This is a genomic window from Methanolacinia petrolearia DSM 11571 (assembly GCF_000147875.1).
Taxonomy (GTDB): Archaea; Halobacteriota; Methanomicrobia; order Methanomicrobiales; family Methanomicrobiaceae; genus Methanolacinia; species Methanolacinia petrolearia.
This window is the reverse complement of sequence record NC_014507.1, coordinates 1,957,787-1,976,500: the sequence shown is the minus strand read 5'-3', so window position 1 is coordinate 1,976,500 and position 18,714 is coordinate 1,957,787. Positions and strand designations below refer to the sequence as shown.

Sequence of the window (18,714 nt, the reverse complement as noted above, 5' to 3'; positions counted from 1 at the left end):
CCCTCCAAATATTTCAAAGTATTGCTATTCATTCCGGGAGCACCAGCTATTTAACAAAATGATCTTAACGTGTAAGGATGCAAAATTCACAAATCCTCTCAATATTCAAGCAAACAAAGTTTAAACCTTCAAAATGGACGACTGCGTTTTTGCTTCTTTCATCCATGCTCATCCTCATGGGCGGTGCAGCAGTCGCTCCTGCGCTCCCCTTAATCAGCGAATCGTTCCCCGATGCTTCGGAAGCAATGGTCTCCCTGATAATCACCCTCCCTTCGCTCGCAATCGCGTTCAGCGGTTTCTTTATCGGAATCTTATCGGACAGGACAGGGAGGATACCTGTACTTTCTGCTTCCCTGCTTATATTTTCCTTTGCAGGGGTTTCGGGATTTTTTCTTAATTCGCTTTCGGCAATTCTTGCGGGAAGAATCATCCTCGGCATAGGAATCGCCGGGATAACCGTCACAACAAGTGCTCTTATCACGGATTACTATACGGGAATCGCACGTGCAAAAATCCTCGGGTACCAGGCTGCCTCTATGGGAATAGGCGTCCTGATTCTTGAGACCAGCGGAGGAATACTCGCCACAATTTCGTGGAGAATGTCGTTTTTAATCTACCTCCTCGGAATCGTGATCCTCGCAGGTGTCCTTGTGACGATGAGAGAGCCGCTGAGGGAACCGGAACCGATCCAAAATGCTGGTTCCGGGAGACCCGTCGATAAAGTTGAGAATCCTATACATGTTTCCGGGAAAAAAACAGGATATACCACTCCGCTTTTTGAAATTGGTCTGGTATATGCAACTTTGTTCCTGAGCATGGTTATGTTCTTTTTACTGCCGACAAAACTGCCGTACCTGATAGCTGATATCATCAACACCGCCGGGCCAGTACAGGCCGGAGGAATATTTTCGAATCATGCACTTCTCAGCGGCCTTTTCCTGGGACTGATGGGTTTTGTCTCGGCACTGGCAGGGATATTTTACTGGAGAATTACCGCCAGTATGCACAGGGTATCCGTCCTTGCACTCTCTTATATCCTGCTTTGCCTGGGATTTGTCATGATGGGTTTATCGGGTTCGCTGCTCCCGGCTGGAATAGCAGTAATAATAATCGGTGCGGCAAACGGCCTTATCATACCCACGCTCCTGAGCTGGCTGATGTCGGTTACTCCGAGACCCATAGTCGGCAAAGTAATGGGTGGATGGTCCGTATCCCTGAACACGGGGCAGTTCTGCTCATCCCTGGCCGTAGTTCCCGTCTTTGCGGTTGTCGGATCATATGCAGGTCTGTATGCATCGTTCGGGATCCTGGCCGGATTGATAGGAGTGTTTTATCTTGCACAATACCTGAGAATGAAGTTCTCATCCCCCGGAAAGCCCACTGTCCAGCGAAATTAGGATGATCAGATCTCCATTAACATTTTTTTAATAATCAGGTTGCCGGGTTTATTTTTGATCCGGGATCAGTATATTTTGCGATCAACGGTTAGAAACCGCACGATACCGCCAACCGATAAATCCCTGAAAAACAATAATTATTCAATGTTCTTTGAGGAAAGAATCGAGCTCATAAAATTGTTCATCTCCGTTCTCGTGGCCCTGGCTGCGGGAAATATGATCAACAGCATTCTTGGCGACACTCTGTCATTTATCCTGGTCTTTGCTGCCGTAATTGTAATTACATATTATATCCTGGGCTTCATCGAATCGTTCTTTGCCGGAAAACGGAAACATGAATGATTGATTTTTAACAGATCACGGTGATTATGGATCATGAACGCCCGGGAATTCATAGTATGCGGTAAAAGAAAACGGAGCGACAGGCATCTCGACGTAATAAATCCATACACCGGCGATGTCTTCGACCGGATCTGCCTCTGCGGGGAAGAAGAGATCGAAGAAGCTATAGCCGGCTCAGGTGAGGCGTTTAAGAAGACCTCGGCTCTTGCAGGTTACGAGAAGATGCGGATTCTTGAAAGACTTGCAGAACTGATCGGAGAAAACAGGGATAAATTTATTGAGATTCTGATTAAAGAGGGGGGGAAAGTCAGGTCGCTTGCCTCCGCCGAGGTCGACCGTTCGATAGAGACGATAAAGATCTCGGGAGAAGAAGCCGTCAGGCAGACGGGAGAGATCATCCCGCTCGACCGGACGGAAGCCGGAAGAGACTACACCTGTTTTTCCAGGCGATTCCCGGTAGGAACCGTCCTTGCAATAACTCCGTTCAATTATCCCCTCAATCTTGCATGCCACAAGCTCGGGCCGGCAATAGCGGCCGGAAACCCGTTTATCCTGAAGCCTGCCTCGAAAACACCGGTGTCCGGGCTTCTTCTCGGGGAACTTGTTCTTGAAGCAGGCTATCCTCCCGAAGCTGTAAGCGTGATCCCATGCGAGTCCCGTCTTGCGGAAAAGATGGTTCGTGATGAAAGAATCGCATTCCTGAGCTTTACCGGAAGCCCCGGTGTAGGATGGCACCTGAAGAGCATTGCCGGAAAAAAGAAAGTATCTCTCGAACTTGGTGGAAATGCCGCAGCAATAGTTCACAGCGATGCCGACCTGGGATATGCCGCACCAAGGATCGCAACCGGCGCCTGCGCAAATGCCGGACAGGTCTGCATATCGGTGCAGCGGGTATTTGTTCAGAATGATGTCTTCCGGGAGTTTCTTGAAAGGTTATCATCCTCATTTGAATCGCTGAAATACGGAGATCCGGGTAAAGCTGATACATTTGTCGGACCGTTGATCTCTGAAGAGGCGGCAGGGGAGGCATGGCGTAAGGTTCAGGCGGCAATCTCCGGCGGTGCAAAGATCATATCCGGCGGGAAATATGACGGGAAGACAATCTCCCCCACAATTCTTACAGCTGCGACACCTGGGATGGAGATCAACTCCACGGAGATCTTTGCACCGGTAGTTACGGTCACACCTTATGAAAAATTCAGCGAAGCCATGGATCTGGCCAATAATTCAGTATACGGCCTTCAGGCGGGAGTGTTTACTTCCGATATCGGGAATGCATTTTATGCATATGAAAAGATCGAAGCAGGCGGGGTGATCATCAACGATATCCCCACGTTCAGGGTCGATGTTATGCCATACGGCGGAGTGAAGATGTCCGGCTTCGGGCGAGAAGGGCCGGCATATGCACTGGCAGAGATGACCGAACAGAAGATTATGATAATCAGACAAAAACCGGTCGCCGATTAATCTTTTTCCACCTGCATATGAGAGGCAATCTCCCGTTTCATGACGATTTCCATCCGGCCGCTTTCGGTTTTTATGATACACGGCCCTTTTGAGGAGTCCCTGGTCAGGACCTCGATCATCATCCCGGGATAAAGACCCATGCATTCCGATTCGTTCTGATATCCCGAAAATTCCGAGATTTTTCCTTTTTCTCCGGCCGAAAGGTCGCATAATTTCTTTAAAACCATTTTAGTCCCCCCTTAAAAATGATATTTCTCATTTCCTGTTTCTTTTCCATCCGTATCAATCATTGCCTTGTTCCGGTCTTCTCAATAATTGCACCATAGTTGTAGGGTTTGGCTATGTTCAAAGAACCCTGCACGGAATCCGTCGGCAATTCTGCACCTGCATTCACTTTGTTGTTCGGGTAGACCACACTTGCAACCCTCTTGTAGGGAATGCCGGCGTTGATCACGTCGTCCGATGTCTTCGGGTCGAAACCATAGGGAACATCTGCATAATTGTATGCAAACAGGGTCGCCATGAGCTCGGATCCGGTTCCGGTTGAAGGAAGAGTCGATGAATCGTAATGGACAAAAACATTTAGCGTATTTGTTCCCGTTTCCGATGCATCTACCGTGATCTTTATCGAAGTAATGTCATCCCCGATAACCCGGACAGGTTCGGTCACAGCGTAAGTAGGCATTGCAGTTACTGAGGCAGTTGGTGTTGCGGTTTCAGTAACAGGAGCAGTAGTATCAGGATTGTAACTTTGCGTGGAGGTGCACCCGGCAAGAAAGATTCCAGCTCCCAATAGTACTGCAATGATAATGATCCTTGTATCCATAATGAAAAATCACGTTGAAATAAAAAAGTTTTTTGTTTCAGGCTTCTCTCAGGACGACACCGTATACGTAGTAATCATTGGTATCGAGCCTCATGCCGCTGTCGGCATTTGTGGAGACTTCAGCTTTTCCCGGGTATAAATTGCTCGGGAATACCTGTATGTTATTAGTTTTGTAGGGAAGTCCGGCAGAAATAATATCGTCGTATGAATTTACCGAAAAGCCGTCTTCCACTTTATCGGGGTTGTATGCATATGCAGTTGCAAGGATCTTCCAGCCTTTCTGGCCCATTGCAGTTCCCATCGAGGTCAGATTAAAGTCGTATTTTATCAGCAGGGTTCCGGAATCCACCACGCTTGCGCTGATATCGACATCGATCCCTGACGGGAGATCTTCGTCGATCGAGTATTCTCCTGAAGAGCCGCCTGCCGGGGTTTTGGTCGCTGTTGCTGTAAGAACCGCCGTGGGTGTAGCGGTTCCGGTGGCCTCTCCCGCTCCGTTGTCGGAACATCCCGCTGAAAATACGGCGAGAATTGCGGCAATGACCATTATAGCTATTATCCGAATATTTGCCATAAGAGTAAGATCTACTTTTGCTCTAATAATACTGACGAGTATAACCGGTATTTAGTACTGTAATAGATCTTTCATTACGTTTTTTACCAATCAGGTAGACTTCTATTTGGTTTTGACATGAGTGATGACGGCTATCCTACTGTTTTAATTGAGGGAAAGGAGATCCCTTATGACCCCGAGCAGTTGAGGAAGATAAACGAGCATCCCTGCTACAGCAAGGAGGCGTGCCATAAGTCCGGGAGAATGCACCTTCCGGTTGCTCCGAAGTGCAATATACAGTGCAATTATTGTGTAAGGGATTTTGATTGCGTAAACGAGAGCAGACCGGGGGTTTGCAGCGAAGTCCTGAAGCCGGAGGAAGCTGTAAAACTCGTGGGCGAGGTTCTCGACAAATATCCGTATATAAAAGTCATCGGAATAGCCGGCCCGGGGGACCCTCTTGCAAACGAGGAGACATTTGAGACGCTGAGACTCCTGAAGGAGGAATATCCAACACCTATCAAATGTCTCAGTACAAACGGACTCCTGCTTCCGGAAAGCCTCGACCGTCTCATCGAATACGATGTAGGAAATATTACAGTCACCCTTAACGCGGTAGACCCGGCAATAGGCGAGAAGATCTATTCGTTCGTCGAATGGGAAGGCAAAAAACTCCACGGAAGAGAGGCCGCGGAAAAACTTCTCTCCCAGCAGCTCAAAGGTATCGAGATGGCTGTTGCGAATAAGATCCTTGTAAAGATCAATACCGTATTCATCCCGGGAGTAAACGACCATCATATTGTCGACATTGCTAAGAAGGTCGGCGAGATGGGGGTATTCACATTCAACCTGATCCCTGTTATACCACAGTATAAATTCAGTGATGTGACCCCGCCCACACCAAAAGAAAAGCGTGAGATGCAGGACAAATGCTCTCCCTTTGTCCGCCAGATGAGGCATTGCCAGAGATGCCGTTCGGATGCAATCGGCAAACTCGGCGAGGATATCCAGGACTGCATCTACCAGTCGAGACATGCTGAAGAATAAACAGCGGGATTAATCTCTTAATCCCTTGATTTTTATTTTAGAACAAATATCCGGCAAGAATATACAGGCCCATTGCAATTAAAATAAGGCCTATTCCGATCTTCAATAATTTTTTATTCGAATCTCTCCAGCTGTCCACTTTTTCAGGTGAAAGCCCGAAAGCCACTGCAAGTATTATTGCGATCAGCGGGACGACGAACATCAGGTTGTATACCAGGAGATAGGGGAGGCCCTCGTAGAATGTCATCCGGGACGAGAGGAGACCGAGAATTGCGATGTAGATCCCGCCGGTACAAGGCAGTTCGAAAAGTCCCACCATCATACCGAGTACGAACGCGGCAGGGATGGATGCTCTCTCCATTATCTTCTTTATAGCAGGTCTCTTTGACACCGGGATTCCGGGAGATACTGTTTTTCCTTCCCATATCCCGCCTGTAAGGGTTATTATTCCTGCTATTAGTGCAACGATCCCTGCGGCAATCGAAAAAATGCCTGAAAAGCCTGAATAGTTTATTATCGTCAGGATTCCGAGCCCGGCCATTATATAGAACAGGAATACAGCGAAGGTGTATACAAGACCGCCGAGGAGGATCTTTTTTCTCGAATTCATACCCGCGAGGGTAGCAAGAAGGAGAGCCAGAACGGATAAGGCACACGGATTTATTCCGTCGGCAAGTCCGGATAGTATTACCAGCAGCAGCGAGATCTTCCTGTTGTCGTCCGTTGCTGTTCCGTTGGATGCTTCAGATGGCGGTGACTGGGCGGACCACAGTGATGATTCATATTCGGCATCGGGGATATACCCGTTTTTATGGGCTTCCAGAACTTTTCTAAGGTAAAGCTCAATCTTGCTTTTTCCTTCGAGAACCGTGCAGTCACCTGTAAACACTACCGGGTATGCTGGGTATTCAACTCCGTATTTTTCCCCGAATGCCAGCATTATAGTTCTGTTTTCATCAGACCCATACAAATCGAAATAATTGAAGGATATTTCCGGGTATTCCTTTGCAAGTTCGATTATCTCGGGCACTACTTTTTTGCAGGCGCTGCAGCTGTTGCTGTAAAAGACCGTTATCGAATTGTTCGACTCTTCAAGCAGCCCGGAAAGCCGGTCCTGAAATTCGTCTTCCGTTTCTTCAGATGCAATAACAGGCTGTATGAATGAGAGCAGTATGAATAAAGCCAGCAGAAATGCAGGTATAATTCTCCATCTTCCTCTCATGGCGTTTGAAAAAAAGTATTTCAGGCTGATTCGCCTGCGTCATAGATGTTTGTCATGTATTTTGCGGCGAATACGGACCATGCGGGAAGAACCAGCAGCATGACAAGTATTCCCAGCGGGAGAAGCAGGATGTTAATTGCCGCGATTATCAGCATTAAAATCAACCCGAGTATCCAGAGAAGGATTACGTATCCGATGTACCCTAGCCATCCGACACCGCCTGAGATCTGCTTGTTGATTGCACCGAAACTGAATGCTTCTCCAATCTTGCCTGTTTTTCCCAGACGCACCAGTCCCATCATGAGGAACAGCGAGAGTATCATAAGCACGATCAGGAGGATGAACAGAACTGTAATTATACCTGTGACAAGTTCGATTACTCCCGCCGCATTCCCTCCCGAAATTATCGTTGTCATCTCTGAAAATGACAATATGGTGAAAAATCCGAGAACAACCGCTACGATAATCGCAGGAATCGCGTAGAGTATTGCTATGATGTTGTACTTCCACCCGTCAACGAACAGTTTGCCCCACTGATTGACCTCGGGGAGTGTTTTTTCTCCGGAGTAGATCCTTACGATGTACCCGTTGAGAACCGGAATGATGCATAATGTGATCCCCTGGATTAATGCAAGAACAATAACCAGGATCCATTTTGTAAAGTTGCCCAGAAGACCTTCTTTTGCATAAGAGAAGGCATCTCCAATAATATTATTCGCCATTTCTACCACCAATGTACAATCTAAAATCGATCTGTAAGGATTTAAGTCATTCGTCTTATTGTCTTAAAAAAAAGGGTGGTTTTGGGAGATCAGATGAATCTGGGTTTGGCCGATAGTTTTTTGGATGTATACATCGGCCTGAACGGCCTGTTGCCTATATCTTCCTTAACCTTTGATATAAGGTCCTCTGCCGTCATCTCTTCCTTATAGGGAGCTTTCGGCTTCGACATGCTCCTTATGGTGACAGGAAGTTTTCCGGATTCTATCTCCGAATCTCCTACGACTACTACATAGGGCACCCAGTCCATTCCTGCTTCACGGATCTTCTTTCCGACGCTCTCTTCGCGGTCGTCGAAGTCGCACCTTACGCCTGCACCGTTGATCTTTTTGCAGAGTTCTCCTGCGTATTCGGTGTGCTTCGAGGAGACGGGGAGAATCCTTACCTGTGTCGGCGAGAGCCATACCGGAAGCATCGGAACCTCCTGCGATGCGGTGTTCTCAAGGAGTGCACAGATCACACGCTCTATACTTCCCGTGGGCGAGCAGTGGATGATCGGCGGCCTTACCTCTTCGTTCCTGACCGAGTAGTATTTGATATCGAATCTCTCGGCACTCTCTACATCGATCTGGACCGTCGGGTTTTCGATCGGTCTTCCCTGTCCGTCGATTGCGGCGAGATCGATCTTGGCTATCCAGTAGTGGACCCTGTCTGAGAGTGTCTCGATGAGAACAGGAACTTCGGACATGCGGACGATCTTTTTGACCCATTCCTCGTGGTCTTTGTAAAAGTCCTCGGTGCACCTGAATACTGCCGCAAGCGGGTATTCGAGATCTTTTCCCGTCTGCCAGCCCATCATTAGCTGCTCTTCAAAGCACTCGAGCGTCTGGTTCATGTCGAGGCACATGGAGTGCATATCGGGCATGGTAAATGCACGAAGCCTCTTTAAGCCGATGCATTCGCCTTTCTGCTCGTGCCTGAAGGAGTACGTGGAGAGTTCGTACATCTTCATCGGGAGGGTGTTGGGGGATATATGCATGTCGTGCATTATCGAGAACATCCCGAAGCATGCGGCGAACCTGAGCATCATGTTCCTGTTGCCCGACTTGAACCTGTACTGCCTCTCGCCGAATTTTCCCGCGTGCTCGTTGATGGCATGGTTGTCCAGGTCGTACATCACCGGGGTCTCAACGGGCATGCCGCCGTAGTTAAGGACAAGACCGAGGACGTAGTCGGAGAGAAGGTCCCTTATGATCTTTCCCTTCGGCATCCACCTGTGGTGGCCGACATCTGAGAGGGGTTCGTAGTCGACGAGCTCCTTTGCGCGCATCAGTTCTACGTGCAACGGCTCTTTTCCGGACTCCACGCTCATTCCTGTCTCTTTTTTGATCAGCTTTCCGAGAGGCGAATCGTCTGCATATTCTTTGTAGTCCTTCTTCTCGCCTTCGGGGGTGAGAACGAAGAAGTTGTGCTCTACAGTCTTCTTCTCGGTTTTTCCCTCTTCGCCGGGCGTTATTGTGCGTGAGAGTTCTGAGAGGGGGTGGCCTTTGCAGGATAATGTGAATGACTTGTACCAGCCGAAAGGCGCTCTCTTGACTGTAAATTCCCCGTTAATACGGCATTCGTCCTCGATCTTCGACAGGGCCTCGACCGCCTTTGCAGGCGAGGAAAGATCGGATGACAGGTGTGCGTAGGGGTAGATCATGATGTTCGTGACGCCGAGCTGTTTTGCTGTTTCGAGGATATCTGCCGCTGTTTTCGATGAGACACCGGCAATATCGTCCTCATCCATCTTTTCCACGGCGCAGAAAGCGGTAAGCGCCTCCTGCATCTCATCCTCTTTGATGATGTTCTCCTCTGCAACGGGAGTTTTCTTCTGGGCTTTGTATTCTATATTATCAGAATGAATCAATAGAAGTCGCATTTTTCTCTCCGGTTTTCCTAAAAAATTGGTTTTGTTCTAACTTTATGCTATCGAATAATCGTTCAGTGTTTGTTCTGGTGATATCTCGAAAGGGTTGCATTCTTCTGGTTAAGGTACTTTGCATCGCCTTTTGCACCGTAGGGTTTTTCCGCCTTTTCGGTCGTGTAGAAGACCAGCTGTCCGATGGGCATTCCCGCGTGAAGTCTTACGGGGCGCTGGTTTGCATTGCAGATCTCAAGCGTGATGGATCCCGAGAATCCTGCATCGATCCATCCTCCGGTCTGGTGGAGGGTGATGCCGAGTCTTGCGATGCTGCTCTTCCCTTCGATGGTTGCGACGACATCTTCGGGAAGGGTTATTGTTTCGAGTGTTTCGGCGAGGAGGAACATTCCCGGCGGGATATCGATATAGTCTGCATGTTTTTCCTGGTAATGTGACTCTATGCTCTCCCTGTCATAGGGATCGATAACCTCATCACACTCATCGTACCATACAAAATGGTTTCCCAGCCTGATGTCCACCGAGTTCGGCTGGATATATGCATTGTCGAAGGGCTCGATTTTGATGAACCCTCTCCGAATCCAGTCCTGCAGCTGCCAGTCAACGAGAATCATCTGGAATAATTTTGTTTCTATATGATAATAGAAGTATCCGGGGTCAGGGGAAAAGGAGAAAATTTTATTGGCGGATGTTTTTTGATGATGTGATTAAACGCGGGGAGGAAGTGCTAACTTTAAATACCGCACGAGATACACACAGGATCTTCGGTCATATTTCTCCGGAAATTTTCTCGTCTTGATATTATGTTCTCAAAATCATCTTTCATTATGTTTCACAGTACGTGATCCGGCCTGTAGCAGCACGGCGTCACGTCACCGTTCCATCTCATGAAGAGTGTCGTATTGAAGAGCCTGCAGGGGAGGGTGTGCGGCAGGGGAACGACTGCCCTGCATTCTAATTTTTCCGCAGAATTTATTATACTCTTAAATATCATCTCTTCTTTTTCGGTGTATTCCGGTCTCCACGGGTACGACCTTTCGAAGTTTACGGCATCGACATCAAGCTCCTTTGAAATGGAGAGAACCTTCTTTACGGTGTCGAAGTTCCTCTCCATCAGAGCGACATTGATATATGTTTTTGGATAATCCGGTTTCCTGCGGTTTCTGCATGTTATGAAATGTTCTATGTTATGCCTGATTTCCGGGTTGAACATGGATATATCGGGGAGGCTGAACGCAACAATTTCCAGTCCCGAGTCGAGCAGTTTATCTGTATTTTCTTTAATGAGTGTTGCGTTAGTCGTGAAATTGACTGAGATCCCTTTTCCTGAACCGTATTTTCTCATATCGATGAGATATGGGTTCATAAGAGGTTCCCCCCATCCGTGAAGAGAGAGGTACCTGAAGCCATGCTTATCGACGGCTTCTTTAAATATTTCAAAGGTCATGTTCTCTCCTTTCTGCGAGTATTTTTTTCTGAGACAGAAAGGGCAGTCGAGGTTGCAATCTGTCGAGGGTTCGACCTGGAGGATCGGAGGTATCCTGTTATCCGGGTTATTCATCTTTCACCATCATGTGTCATTTGTGTATTCCGTGTGCCTTGTTAAGTTAACATCCCTAACAAAAGTAATAACTTATATTACGTTTTTATCATTTATTATAAACTATGGTGGGGCAAAATGACAGCAACACTTCCAAAGATTTACGTATTTTCTTCGGTCCCCGGACAGGGAAAGACGAAAATGATACTCGAACTGTACAACCATTTCAGCAGCAAGGGTTACAAAGTAGCATGCCTTCAGGCAAACAAAGGGCAGAATGATTTCAAGTCCTATATCAAGAAGAATATCTACCATTATTCCATTCCTCTTGAAGCGGCGGCTAGCAAAGCGGAATTCGAAAGATGGGTTCCGGCAGGGTTCGATATCTACCTGATGGAGATAACTCTCGGCAAATCACCGGCGGATATTGCATACCTCCAGCTCTTTGAGAATGTAAACGAGGTGATCTCTTCGGAGCATCTCGGTTCATGGGACGATTACATCCTCAAATACTACGAGAACAACTGGATTCCAGAGGATGGAAAGGGTGAATGCAGACCATCTGATTTCCGGGACTATTTCCTTGACAGGAATGTACAGAGGGTTGTTATCGGGGCGATGGAGAAATTGGGCAGTCCGTTCCTTGACAGCGGCGGTTATGTCCACAACACCGGCGCGCTGGTCTATGATGAGATCGATCCTAAATATACTTTTCCGGTCAGCGACAAGAGGCTCATTACGGTCGGTGCTTTCCCGGATGAGTACTGGGATATATTCCCGCATATGCGATGGTACAGTTCCCAGTACGCGAAGTTCATGATGAGGTATAGGAAGGAGAGCTATGATATCGCAGTCATAGGCGATTCCCTCCAGGACAAATTGAAGTTCCGTGACCGGCCGGAGAGCCATCCGGTGATCTGCTACCAGCCGGGAGTATACGAGGATGTCGTGAGAAAAGATCCCGACCTCAGGGTCGATACGGATTTTGATTCCTTCATCGGGAACCTGAATAATATTATCAGGAACAAGGGAACGAAAGATGCAGACGATTCATTATCCGGGTATAACCGTAAATTCACCACATTCAGGCCCATCCCCGACAGGGAGCCTGTATGGCGGGACGGAAATATTCTGTTCTGCAACGGTTGGATTCTCCCGCAATACCTGATTGGCGAAGGTCTGCTGGAGGTGGAGTAGATGTGCGGACCAGTTGTGTATCCTCCGGTTATAACTTCGATGGAGCCTGAGGAAGACTGTATTCTAGATACCCTAGAGAGTTTTTTTGCACGGCAGTTTGAGATTTTTGTTGACGAAGCATCAATAATTAGAGTGTTTTTTGATGGCGCAGTGGCGTTTGTAACAGAACAACTTGTAACACATTTTTCATGGCTATTTAATTCGGATGTTGTTGATCCCGATCCTGATGATCCGACTCCTCATGAAATTCGTATTGTTGCTGAAAACGATAATGGATCTACAGAAAGAGTAGTTTCTGAGGTTATCACACAAAACCCCATAACAGTGCCGCCTCATATTATTAGTAAAAGCCCTGAGCAGGATAGCATCTCCGATGTACTTGGTGGATCGAATATAAGGACCTTTGATGTAACAATCGATCACCCTGCAACAATTATTTTCACGATTGACGGGCAGGAAAAGAGAAGGTTTCGTGCTGTGGAAAGCGCAACGTGGGAATGTAATTTCTTTAGTTATTCCGGAGGGATGCATACCGTAGTTGTATCTGCGGTTAATTCAATCGGGAGCGATTCCTTTACATGGTCCTGGGAGATCTTTGAAAATCTGGTGGTAAATAAAATCAATCCCTTGACGGATTCTCTTGTTTCATCCAGAATGAATAATGATCCACCTGTCATAACTGTTCAGGCCAACCTGCCTGCACTGCTGGAACTGAAAGTGGATGATGATACTGTAGATACAAAAGAAGCAATTCAGGGTGATACAAATGTAACCTTTGAGCAAAGTCCTGATTTTATCGCATATATGAAAGATGCTTCACATCTTGGAGAGCACACTGTATCAATTATCGCTAAAAGTGACGGAGTGACGTCGGATCCTGTCACATGGCAATGGACATTGATTATAGGTATTGATCAGGCTGCGATTGAGTTTGAAGCAAGATACTATGATGATTTGCAATCGAAAAAATATGTAATATTGGGTTATGAATTCGAGGCAAGAATGAACGATCTGCCTTTTCATGACGAATCCTCCTTTTCAGATGAGGGAGATTATAAACTCCTCATACCGAGTCATGCTTATCTCTATGAGGATCATGACCAGAAAAAAGGTGCAATTTTTTTCCAGCGTGATTTTTCGGAAGATTCAATTCACAAGTTTATCGCATCAACAGCATATATGTGGGATAGTGACGGTGGCAGTCGGTGCAATGAACCGGAGGACCCTCCTGATCCATGCTGGATTGACCCTGACGGCATAGCACAGTATGGCTGTATGAAATTGACATGTGATCTAGTACATACAATGCGGCTTGACTTGAGAGACCGTTCTGTGTTAAAAGCCTGTGCAACTGATGATCAGGGAGTCTGGAGATGTATCAGGAAACTGCCCGTTACTTCAGGCGAATTGATAGTTAATATCGATTTCCAGTCGGAAATTCAATGGACTTATGATGAAAATGGGGAGTTGCCTTTTCCTTTGGCAGATATGTCTGGCAATGAGATTGTATTAACAAGAGTCCGGGCTATAGGACCTGGTGAAATTGAGGATTATTATAGACCCAATATTTGCCTGAAATTAAGATATTCATCAGATGATAATCCACTGGAACCAAACTCGCGTAATCCGCAACAGGGACAATTTGGTGCCCGTATTCAATGGACACGACGGGAAGTACCTGGTTCTCCCGGAGAAGAAGAATTTGTGTTAAATTTCGGTATAATTCAATAATTATTGATTGACATGGTGAAATCTTAAATGGACAGATCAAAATCATGCATTAAGGCGTTGATAATTGTCTCGTTTGGGCTTCTTGCTGTAACAGTATCTGCAGCAACGGATTTCACCCTCTCCCCTGATGAACCTCTTTTCACATCAGTGTACAACTACTCTATTATGACAAATACTGGAGAATCATGCAATTCTCCTGGATGGAGTCTCGACGGATGTGAAATCGCGTTTGTATGCAGAAAATGGAAAGAACCATGTAACTGTACGAGTTTGTGGGAGGGGTGTGTCGAAGGACCAGCTCTGCTTAATATTATGAACAGTGATGGTTCAGACAGGAGAATATTGAGCAATCTAACGGTTCTGTCAGTTCCTTCCTGGAATCCACAAGGGACCCATCTTCTTATTCTTGGAGGCGAATACACCGACTCTTTTCAAAATCCTGAAAACAAGGGTTATTGGCTGGTTGCAAAGGACGGATCGAATCAGCAATTTCTTTTTAATGATTCTGTGTTGTCATATTCCTGGAGTCCTGACGGTTCGAATATTGCATATCTTTCCAAGGTTAAAGGCATATGTCTGGAAAAAAACGTAGACGGTACTTGCAATTATGAGCAGAATGCCTATGTGCTGAAAATATTCAATCTAAGTACTTCTCTTAGCCGTGAACTGAATCAGGTTTCCGATCCGCAGTGGATCCAACAGTCAATCAAATGGACGGAAGACGGCAAAGAGGTCGTATTTTTGTCACAGGAAAACCGAACTTCATATGGGCAATATCTGCTCGTCAGGGTCAATGTCGAAACAGGGCAGGTCAATGAAATTCCAGTTGTAACAGATTCGGATTACCGGGTTTCGATGGTTGCCTGGAATCCTTGCTCTGATATTTTTGCTTACCTGACAAACACGTCGTTTAACAATACAAATCTGGTTAGGATTGTTGATCCTATAGAGGGAACCGATATTCCTCTGACAAAAGAAGGCTATCATACTTTATTATCATGGAATCCTGACGGAACCCGCCTTGGCTATTCTTATCACGGTGATATCTGGGTGATTAACCCTGACGGCACTGATGTCACCAGGTTGACAATGAACGGCTCGATTAGATCCTTTTCATGGCAGCCGAATGGTAGTTGCATCGTCTTTAATGAGAATGAAAAAGTAACCGATTGCGAACCGCAATTAGGCTACTTCGGTATCGGTTGGCCGCAGCAGGAGAAGATTTGGCAGAACTGGACAACTGCGTCTCGCATCGGGGTTATGGATCTTGATAAACCGGTTGAATCCTCAATTCCTTCTCCGATATTTGATATTCTGGCAGTGATTCTTGCGACGGGGGTGTTGGTTGTGATTGGGCATAAAAGGCGATGAAAATTGATGAAATTGAGAGAGTTAATAAGAATAAAGACAATATTCGCAGTTCTCTTAATCATCATTGCCATTTTTCTTGTCTTTACAATTCTGGGTCATACTTCAAAGGTTGAGACTGAAGAGAAATCTGTTGGCAATATATCTTCGACCAATAATCTTACTCCTCCTTGGCAGTTTAGCCCTCAAGTATTTTACCCGGCTTATCTTGCAATGAGCGATAACGGGGAAATTGTTATTGTATCAGGCTCCCGCCTGATGTATTCCTTTAACGTGAATGAAGGAACTGTTCAAAATTTAAGTGATCTGCAGCCACGAATAGAATGTATCGATGTAAGTTTCGGCGGAATAACTGTTGCCGGTTCGTCTATTATTGTAGATAATCAGGATCACGGAGTCGTCAGCTGCTTTGACGAAAACGGTAAGCTTCTCTGGAACTATACGACAGGCGGAACGGTAAGTAGTATAAAAATAAGCTCTGACGGCCGATATATTGTTGCGGGGACGGAGCATAACCCCTCAGGAATTGCAAAAATAATATTTTTTTCAGTAAACGGTTCGCTTCTGTGGATGGAAAATGCATATAAAACTTCATTTGAAGTAACAAGCGTTGATATAACTCCTGACGGCGAATATGTCGCTGCCGGAACAGATTATAACAAGGTATATCTTTTCTCCAACAACGGGACTGAGATCCTGGATTATACAACTTACGGACCAATCGATACCGGTTATACTTACAGGTATAGAGATATCAATCCCGGTCAATATGTTGCCCTTAGCGATGACGGCACCTACCTTGCCGCTGGTTCACTGGATCGCTATGTCTACATGTTCAGCAATAACGGGACCCGTCTCTGGAGATACAAAGGAGAAAGACCGTTCTGCGTAACAGATATTACTTCTGACGGTTCCAGTATAGTCTCGGTCTCAGACGATGGTACGATCTTTTTCTTCAACCGGACCGGTTCTCTTCTCTGGACTTATGGTACGGAGAGCATTATCAGGAGTATCAAAACAGATTCATCCGGAGATCTGATCGTGGCAGGGTCAAATAATTCTGAGATATACTGCCTGAACGGTTCAGGAGATCTGATCGGAAATTATACCACTATAGGTGGAGTTACTGACGTCGAGGTGAGTGAAGATGGCTCTTATATCTCAGCCATAAGTGAAGGAGGAGTTCTTTATTTCTTCGGCAGGGACGATCTATGCAATGGGAGTATGGTGGTTTAGATGAATGGTGTTTTTCCATCTGAAATATTAAATGAGTCAATGGAAGGAACGTTGTTTCCTGTAAATAATATAATTGTGGCAGGTGGATGATTCAGGTGTACAGGTCTGGTGATCTATCTGGAAGGGAGAAGTGATGAAAATGGAAAAGAATGTATTTTTTCTTCTGGTTGTTATCCTGCTGATTGCTACAAACGCCTGCACGTACATTATCTGTTCCTGGGATCAGCCTGCCGAGCAATCGAATTGCAGCCCAAAAACTGAAGTTCTCATTTATATTCCTCCTCATGAAACAGGGAAAGAATGCCAGCAGGTAGACTTTTCTTGTTTTACGATGCCCTACTTTTCACCGATATACGAAGACTCAACGAGAAGAGTTGTAGACAACACACTCATTACCTCGAGTACAATCTACAACACTGTTCCATTAAACAAGTATTGCGGTCTTGCGCCATTTAATTGGTATGCATTTGATGCGGCCAATATCAGTCTTCTGTATGAAAATGAGGAGATCTATCCGTCAAAAATTGTCATTACACCTGCATATGACGATTCTGACGTGGATGATTTAAGTTCTCCCCTGTACGGGGTTACAGTCGAAAGGTGGTACTCTCTTCCTGAAGATATAGATCTTAACAAAACGAAGATCAGGAGCAATTATATGGAGTACCTCAGCAGCAGGGGCTCTCCCTTTAAATATGAAGCATATGAAAAAAATTTCAGTTTATAATGACGGGATGTCGTACAAAAAGATGATAAAATGTTTAATATTAAGATTCTAAGGAACGGTCATATACGCGGACTGGTAGCCATATTGTTCATTTCAATATTTATTCTGGTGCCGGCCGTAGCTGAATCCAACTTTACCCTCTCTCCCGTTCAGCCTCAGTTATCATCACCATATGAGATCTCAAATTTAACCTTCTGCGGGGAATCGTGCAATTATGCCGTTGGAAGTCCTGACGGGACTGAGATTGCACTTTCATGCATGGAATGGAAAGAGCCGTGCAGCTGTAGCTATTCGTGTCTGGGATGTGCAGAAGATGATCCGCATTTGTTCCTTATGAAAAGCGACGGTTCCGGCAAGCATCAAATATCTAATCTCAACATCTTTGGAGTTCCATTATGGAGTCCGAAGGGTGATGCGATAGCAATCAAAGGACTTGAAAAATCCGGAACTCCTATGGATGGTTTTCGTTATTCAAATGAAGGAATCTGGATGGTCTCAGTTGATACGAACGATGAATATCTGCTTGTAAACAGTTCGGATGCCTGGGCGGCTGCATGGAGTCCGGACGGGCGTTTCCTGGCGTATATATTGTATAATGAAGAAAATATCACGGTAAACATCATTTCTGTGGATAATTCCAGTAGCAGTCAGATCTATACCCTTCCTAATTTGAACGGGTTCGAAACGTACCGCAATATACTCTGTAGTATTCGTAAGGCAGGACTGGAGGACACTATCCGGTGGAGTGATGACGGAGAGAGTATTTCTTTTATCTCCGGGGAAGATCTTGAAGGGGGATCTGGTCAGTTCCTTTTGGTTGATGTCGGCATTGACGGCTCCGTGATCAGCCGTATCCCGGTTAACATAAGTAATTCCTACAGAATTTCGGAATTCGCCTGGAAACCGTCTTCAAATCGGTTCGCATATATATCAAATTTTACCTATCATCCGTATGAAAATCATCTCCTTATTATTGGTCCTGCCGGCGAAACCGAGGTACCTATGTATGATTACAATTACTCCTCAAGGTATACTTCATTGCAATGGAGCGACGCTGTCGATGGTTTCATATTTACCGATCAGGGAGATATCTGGAAAGCAGATGAATCCGGAAATGAACTGACCCGGCTGACAATGAACGGGTCAGTAAGATTCGTCACACAACTGCCGGGAAGTGAAAAAATCATCTATTCAGAATCCTTAAATATCACCGATTGCACTGAGCCGGCATTGGGCTATGAAATAGTCGGATGGCCTAATCATCGTACTTACTGGCGGTACTGGATGACTGCGTCACGCATTGGAATTCTTGATCTCGGTAATATGACCGGGTCTCCGATAAATACTACCCTGTTTGAGAACTTGCCGGCGATTCTCGTGGTTGGTGCCTGTGCTTGTGCGTAAAAGGCGGTGATGA

Annotated in this window: 18 protein-coding genes; 10 read left to right on the top strand and 8 right to left on the bottom strand. The window is 46.0% G+C overall.

What is annotated here, in order from left to right:
* Positions 1–149: 149 nt before the first annotated feature.
* The 3 genes from MPET_RS09875 (at position 150) to MPET_RS09865 (ending at position 3,206) form a co-directional block, all read left to right on the top strand.
* The gene (locus tag MPET_RS09875) at positions 150–1,397 is read left to right on the top strand and encodes an MFS transporter (protein WP_225353811.1); all 1,248 of its coding nucleotides are present in this window, start codon (positions 150–152) and stop codon (positions 1,395–1,397) included.
* A gap of 144 nt (positions 1,398–1,541) precedes the next feature.
* Positions 1,542–1,739 carry a hypothetical protein gene (locus MPET_RS09870; protein ID WP_013329882.1) on the top strand — a complete coding sequence of 66 codons (198 nt, stop codon included), beginning with the start codon at positions 1,542–1,544 and terminating at the stop codon, positions 1,737–1,739.
* A 33-nt stretch (positions 1,740–1,772) separates the two neighbouring features.
* On the top strand, positions 1,773–3,206 hold the full coding sequence (locus MPET_RS09865) for an aldehyde dehydrogenase family protein (RefSeq protein WP_013329881.1): 1,434 nt from the start codon (positions 1,773–1,775) through the stop codon (positions 3,204–3,206).
* Here the strand turns inward: MPET_RS09865 and MPET_RS09860 are convergent.
* The 3 genes from MPET_RS09860 to MPET_RS09850 are packed head-to-tail and all read right to left on the bottom strand — an operon-like array spanning position 3,203 to position 4,606.
* Positions 3,203–3,433, bottom strand: a complete 231-nt coding sequence (locus tag MPET_RS09860) for a FeoA family protein (RefSeq protein WP_013329880.1) — start codon at positions 3,431–3,433, stop codon at positions 3,203–3,205. The two genes, MPET_RS09865 and MPET_RS09860, sit on opposite strands and share 4 nt — an antisense overlap.
* Positions 3,434–3,492: 59 nt before the next feature.
* Positions 3,493–4,032, bottom strand: coding sequence for a hypothetical protein (locus MPET_RS09855; protein ID WP_013329879.1), 540 nt, complete (start codon positions 4,030–4,032; stop codon positions 3,493–3,495).
* A gap of 37 nt (positions 4,033–4,069) precedes the next feature.
* On the bottom strand, positions 4,070–4,606 hold the full coding sequence (locus tag MPET_RS09850; protein ID WP_013329878.1) for a hypothetical protein: 537 nt from the start codon (positions 4,604–4,606) through the stop codon (positions 4,070–4,072).
* Positions 4,607–4,723: 117 nt separating this feature from the next.
* Between MPET_RS09850 and nifB the strand changes: the two genes are divergently transcribed.
* The gene (gene nifB / locus MPET_RS09845) at positions 4,724–5,632 is read left to right on the top strand and encodes a nitrogenase cofactor biosynthesis protein NifB (protein WP_013329877.1); all 909 of its coding nucleotides are present in this window, start codon (positions 4,724–4,726) and stop codon (positions 5,630–5,632) included.
* 37 nt (positions 5,633–5,669) lie between these two features.
* Here nifB and MPET_RS09840 read toward each other — a convergent pair whose 3' ends face one another.
* From MPET_RS09840 to MPET_RS09820, 5 genes are all read right to left on the bottom strand, one after another.
* The gene (locus MPET_RS09840; RefSeq protein WP_013329876.1) at positions 5,670–6,854 is read right to left on the bottom strand and encodes a cytochrome c biogenesis protein CcdA; all 1,185 of its coding nucleotides are present in this window, start codon (positions 6,852–6,854) and stop codon (positions 5,670–5,672) included.
* A 20-nt stretch (positions 6,855–6,874) separates the two neighbouring features.
* The gene (locus MPET_RS09835; protein ID WP_013329875.1) at positions 6,875–7,576 is read right to left on the bottom strand and encodes a DUF4013 domain-containing protein; all 702 of its coding nucleotides are present in this window, start codon (positions 7,574–7,576) and stop codon (positions 6,875–6,877) included.
* 89 nt (positions 7,577–7,665) lie between these two features.
* Positions 7,666–9,498, bottom strand: a complete 1,833-nt coding sequence (locus MPET_RS09830; protein WP_013329874.1) for a threonine--tRNA ligase — start codon at positions 9,496–9,498, stop codon at positions 7,666–7,668.
* 62 nt (positions 9,499–9,560) lie between these two features.
* The gene (dcd, locus tag MPET_RS09825; protein ID WP_013329873.1) at positions 9,561–10,112 is read right to left on the bottom strand and encodes a dCTP deaminase; all 552 of its coding nucleotides are present in this window, start codon (positions 10,110–10,112) and stop codon (positions 9,561–9,563) included.
* Positions 10,113–10,330: 218 nt separating this feature from the next.
* Positions 10,331–11,059, bottom strand: a complete 729-nt coding sequence (locus MPET_RS09820; RefSeq protein ID WP_013329872.1) for a radical SAM protein — start codon at positions 11,057–11,059, stop codon at positions 10,331–10,333.
* A gap of 117 nt (positions 11,060–11,176) precedes the next feature.
* Between MPET_RS09820 and MPET_RS09815 the strand changes: the two genes are divergently transcribed.
* From MPET_RS09815 to MPET_RS09790, 6 genes are all read left to right on the top strand, one after another.
* Positions 11,177–12,235: a hypothetical protein gene (locus MPET_RS09815; RefSeq protein WP_013329871.1), complete on the top strand. Its 1,059-nt coding sequence runs from the start codon at positions 11,177–11,179 to the stop codon at positions 12,233–12,235.
* Entirely contained in the window at positions 12,236–13,966 is a 1,731-nt protein-coding gene (locus MPET_RS09810; protein ID WP_013329870.1) for a hypothetical protein, read from the top strand.
* A 27-nt stretch (positions 13,967–13,993) separates the two neighbouring features.
* Entirely contained in the window at positions 13,994–15,337 is a 1,344-nt protein-coding gene (locus MPET_RS09805) for a TolB family protein (protein WP_013329869.1), read from the top strand.
* A gap of 210 nt (positions 15,338–15,547) precedes the next feature.
* Positions 15,548–16,570, top strand: coding sequence for a WD40 repeat domain-containing protein (locus tag MPET_RS09800; protein ID WP_225353810.1), 1,023 nt, complete (start codon positions 15,548–15,550; stop codon positions 16,568–16,570).
* Between the two features lie 133 nt (positions 16,571–16,703).
* A complete protein-coding gene (locus MPET_RS09795; RefSeq protein ID WP_013329867.1) occupies positions 16,704–17,297 on the top strand; it encodes a hypothetical protein in 594 nt (197 codons plus the stop codon).
* 30 nt (positions 17,298–17,327) lie between these two features.
* A complete protein-coding gene (locus MPET_RS09790; RefSeq protein ID WP_013329866.1) occupies positions 17,328–18,701 on the top strand; it encodes a TolB family protein in 1,374 nt (457 codons plus the stop codon).
* Positions 18,702–18,714 lie beyond the last annotated feature (13 nt).